Raw genomic sequence first — 4,224 nt, forward strand, 5'->3', positions numbered from 1 at the left:
TCGCAGCACCGAGGAAAAGCTGCGGCGGCGTCGTCAGCTTGCGGCCGGACAGGAACTTGCCATTGTCGCGCATGATGCGGCAGGTTTCCAATAGCGACATGCAGTCGAGGTCGAACACCGGCTTGGCGCCGGGCTGGTCGCCGGCCTGCACACCGTCTCCGGTCAGGCACAGCATGTTGGCGACGCCCATCGCGGCCCCGCCCAGCACGTCGCCCTGGATGGCGATGCGGTTCTTGTCGCGGCAGGCGATCTGCATGATCGGCGCATAGCCCATGCGGGTCAAAAGCGCGCAGATACCGACCGACGACATGTGGCAATTGGCGCCCGAGGCGTCGACGGCGTTGATGGCATCGACCCAGCCGTCGAAGATCTTGGCGCGGTTATAGACGTCTTCCGGATCGGCGCTGTCGGGCGGGTTGAGCTCGGTGGTGACGGCGAACTCGCCGCGCCGCAGGACGCGCTCCAGCCGGCCGCGCGAAGTGTGGCCGGGCAGGGGTTCGAGCGGCAGGTGGATGCCGGCCGGGTTCTCGTCGCGCTGGCGGCCGATCATGCCGACGCCCCGGTGTTTGCCGTCTCATTCTTGGCGGCAGCGGCCGCTTCTCGTGCGGTGGCCGCCTGTGCGGTCACCCGCAGCCAGGCCGAGGTTTCGCGCAGCGACTGGTCGACCGGCTTCTGCACGGTCAGGATCCTGTCGCTGTGCACCATGTTCTGCGAGCCTTCCCAGGCCTTGACCCAGACGCAGGGCATATCGGGCTCGACCTCGCAATTGCCGTTGGCGCGGACGCCGCCGCAAGGACCGTTGCGCAATTGCTTGGGGCAATTCATCGGGCAGGACATGCCGGTCGAGGACAATATGCACTGGCCGCACATACGGCAGTCGAACATGAAGCCCTTGACGCGCTTCTCGACGAATTTGATCGGCCCTTCGACGCGGCCGTAACCTATGCCCTTCCACAAGGGATGGAGGAGCAGGAACATGTCGGCGAATTTGGCGTAGAACCATTCGAGTAATCGCGAGTGCCGCACAGACCATAATCTGACCGCAAAGGAACGCTGCACGCGCCGCTGCGGCGATACGTCGGCCGGCTTGTAGTCGGATTTCGGCGCTGCCTTTTTGACCAGAGTGGCCTGGGTAACCGGCTGGACAACCCTTTGGCCATCCTTGGCAGGAATGGTTTCAGACATTTTCTTTGCCGCCTGCCTTGACCAGGGCGACCAGCCGCTCGCGGTCGTATTTCGTGTCGATATCGTTGAATGCCTTCTCGACCTCGGCTTCGAGGTCATCGCCGACCGGGACGGGATCGGCCTTGCGCCATTCGGCCAGATAATCGTCGGTGCCGCCGGCGCCAGTGCGCATCGCGCACATGTCGATCGCTTCGGTGAAGCGCAGCGGCAGCTCGCGCTTGGCGTTCTGCCGGCCCTTCTTGACGATGATTTGGGCTGGGATGTCGCGCCAGTAGACGACGATCAGATCGGCCATGAATTCTCACTCCTCGTTCTGCGAGCATTGCCGGAAGCGCAGTGGGGCCGCTTGTTATGGGACGACGCGCGCGCATTCAAAAGCGACGCATTTGGATGTCGTAAAATGAAAGGTGTGATTATTCGTTTCCGGCGTCTGCCGGCGCCCGGTATGACGCGTCGGAAAAGCCGGCGCACGGCATGCGGATCCTGACGAGGAACGCGTTACCAGATGCCGGTTCTCAGGCCAGTCCAGACGTAGAACCAGATCGTCGGGTGATACCATTGCTGTGATGACAGGCCGGGGTCGACGGTGGTGATTTTTCCGGCCAGAACATCGCTGACCGCCTCGACGCAGATGTCGCGCGAGAACGCGGCCTGGCGCAACGCATAGCTGGAGATGGTGTCGCCGCGTTTCGGTTGACCGCGCACCTGTTTCAGCACGGCGCCCGTATCGACGCCGGCATCGACCAGATGCACGGTGGTGCCGAAATTCTGCGGGTCGCCTGACGTCAACGCCCAGTAGCCACCGTTCATGCCGCGGTATTTCGGCGTGATGCCGGCGTGATAGTTGAGCACCGGGCAAGGCATCCGGGCAAGCATGTCCTTCGACAACAGCCTGCAGCCATTAAGCAGGACAACGCCAGGCTGGATCTTCTTGATCGCTTCGAGGCATTCCGGCCCGTTGGCTGAGGCGACATGGATGATTTCCTGATCCCGCCGCGGCTCGACCTCGAGCTTTTCCTCGGCAATCAGCCGGGCGGCATGGCTGGCGAGAAGCCGTTTGCCCAGTCTGCTGAGCACCATCGTGCCAAGTTGGCCGATGGCGGAGATCCAGCCCTGGCGGCGAGCCCGGCCGCGAAGCAATTGCTTTTTGGATTCAGGCGTTTCGAGGATGACGCTGACAGGGCCGACGCGGTCGGTGATCGCGTTGACGATAGCCCAGACATGCTGGCCGCCTCCGGTGACGACCACGATCCGCGTGCTGGATTCTGATGCTGCCATGGATCTTGCCCCCTCCAAGCAACCCGTTCTTGATAATGGTCGGGATGCTAGGGCGTCCGGGTTAATCCTTGGTGATCAGCCTTCGATACACAGTCAGCGCTTGAATTCGATGATATCGAGCTTCGATTCGTAGTAGGGCGCCGGAAATTCGATGCGCCATTCCTTGGCGCTGTTGCGGAAGGCGTAGCCGACCTGGTCGGTCTGCGGGCCGCTGCCATAGGGCTTTGCCGGATCATCGTTGACATAGAAGGAGCCGAGATAGATCGCGCGTTTCTCGCCATCATCGAAGAAGCGGCCCTTGGTGCGCTGCGAGCCGCTGATCTTTTCCAGCCGCCAGCCGGAACCGTCGTCGGTCACCTTGCACTTGAACCAGCCATAGATGACGAGCGGCAAAGACCCGCCGGCCTTGATGGTGCGGCACCGCCAATTGCCGGTCAGGTCCTTGTCGAAAAAGGCCACCAGCGGTTTTGCCAGCAAGGCGTCGAGTTGCTTGACCTCGGCCGCGTCTCCGGCTTTCGCCTCGGCAAGCGCCGCCTTGCGCGTCTCGCCATAATTGTCGAGCCGCTTCTTGTCGGCCGGGGTGATGAGTTTTTGTACGTCGCCATCGGCATGAGCGGGCAGGGCGAAACAGAGGAGGCCGAGTGCGGCTATCAAGCGGCGAGGGGTCATCGGTGCGTTTCCACGTTCGAATGGCTGGAGGGCCTGTTGCCTTGTGGCGCACAACTTACCCGTTCTCGGCGGCCTGTCACCCAGGGTTGGAGCATAGCGGGGTCAGGATTTGCTTCAGGCGTGTGCAGCCGCCTGCGCCATTCCGGCCGTCAGGTCGCCATAGCCGGTTGCGCGGCGTTCATAGACGAGACCAAGCATTCTGGCTGCCTTTTCGGCGACCTTGTCGAGTTCCGGATCATTGGTCTGGGCCAGATAGATCAGCTTCTCGTAGTTGCCGAAATAGTCCTTGATCAACTCCGGGTGCTTGTCGAGGCCGAGCGGTTTCATGAAGAAGGCGTCGAACTGCCGGCAGAGGAAGTCGGTCATGTAGAAGGACATCATGTCGTCGTCGGCGACTTTCGCATAGGCCTCCATGCCTTGATAGAAGGCAAAGCAGTGCGGGCCCGCCATGCGCTCGACGCCGTGCTTCTCGCAGATGCGGTCGAGCAGGCCGCCGGTGCCGCAGTCGGCATAGCCGACGAAGATGTTGCTGTAGCCTTCGGCCTTGGCCTTTTCGATTGCCTTGTCCATGGCCGGGGCGATGCGGTCCGGATAGAAATGGAATTCTGCCGGCAGGCAGGTCAGGTCGAGGTGATCCAGTCCGAGCTGTTCCTTGACGGCCAGAATTTCGCGCGCAATCATCCCACAGGCGATAACGAGCAGCCTGTCGTCTTGATTCGGTTTCGTTTTTTGCGTCTTGGCCATGGAACCCGTCGAGCCGGCCTTCGTTGCTGTAGCGCTAATTTATCTATTGAGGGAGACACCGTCCATGAAACTGCTACGCATCACGCCAATTGCCATCTTGACCTGCGCCCTGGCCCTCACGGCTTGTGCGAACACCGTCCGAGGCGTCGGCAAGGACGTCAAATCAACCGCCAATGCGGTCGAGGACACCGTCAACAATCCCTGATCCGCACCCGGCCTTCTTCATCTGGGAACAAAAAAGCCGCGCTGCAAGGCGCGGCTTCCTGTTGTCCGGCCGAAATGACCAATCAGGCCGAAGCGCGCACATTGTGCTTGCGCTTCATGAAGTCCTTGGCGGTCTCGACCGCC

The 4,224-nt window shown here is 61.8% G+C and carries 7 protein-coding genes; 1 reads left to right on the forward strand and 6 read right to left on the reverse strand.

Annotated elements, in window-relative coordinates:
- From EN750_RS20920 to EN750_RS20945, 6 genes are all read right to left on the reverse strand, one after another.
- Positions 1-550: methylenetetrahydrofolate reductase (locus tag EN750_RS20920; RefSeq protein ID WP_145967806.1), on the reverse strand; the 550-nt coding region annotated here is incomplete at its 3' end.
- Positions 547-1,185 carry a methylenetetrahydrofolate reductase C-terminal domain-containing protein gene (locus tag EN750_RS20925; RefSeq protein ID WP_127397519.1) on the reverse strand — a complete coding sequence of 213 codons (639 nt, stop codon included), beginning with the start codon at positions 1,183-1,185 and terminating at the stop codon, positions 547-549. The genes EN750_RS20925 and EN750_RS20920, both read right to left, overlap by 4 nt.
- A complete protein-coding gene (locus EN750_RS20930; protein ID WP_023812316.1) occupies positions 1,178-1,480 on the reverse strand; it encodes a virulence factor in 303 nt (100 codons plus the stop codon). The genes EN750_RS20925 and EN750_RS20930 overlap by 8 nt, the downstream gene beginning before the upstream one ends.
- A 203-nt stretch (positions 1,481-1,683) precedes the next feature.
- A complete protein-coding gene (locus EN750_RS20935) occupies positions 1,684-2,463 on the reverse strand; it encodes a formyl transferase (protein WP_127397520.1) in 780 nt (259 codons plus the stop codon).
- Positions 2,464-2,556: 93 nt separating this feature from the next.
- On the reverse strand, positions 2,557-3,132 hold the full coding sequence (locus EN750_RS20940) for a DUF4893 domain-containing protein (protein WP_127397521.1): 576 nt from the start codon (positions 3,130-3,132) through the stop codon (positions 2,557-2,559).
- A gap of 114 nt (positions 3,133-3,246) precedes the next feature.
- The gene (locus tag EN750_RS20945; protein WP_127317923.1) at positions 3,247-3,876 is read right to left on the reverse strand and encodes a DUF1638 domain-containing protein; all 630 of its coding nucleotides are present in this window, start codon (positions 3,874-3,876) and stop codon (positions 3,247-3,249) included.
- Positions 3,877-3,940: 64 nt separating this feature from the next.
- On the opposite strand from EN750_RS20945, the gene EN750_RS20950 reads away from it, so the two are divergent.
- On the forward strand, positions 3,941-4,081 hold the full coding sequence (locus EN750_RS20950; protein WP_023812312.1) for an entericidin A/B family lipoprotein: 141 nt from the start codon (positions 3,941-3,943) through the stop codon (positions 4,079-4,081).
- Positions 4,082-4,224: the final 143 nt, after the last annotated feature.

Source organism: Mesorhizobium sp. M7A.F.Ca.ET.027.03.2.1 (assembly GCF_003999175.1).
GTDB lineage: Bacteria > Pseudomonadota > Alphaproteobacteria > Rhizobiales > Rhizobiaceae > Mesorhizobium.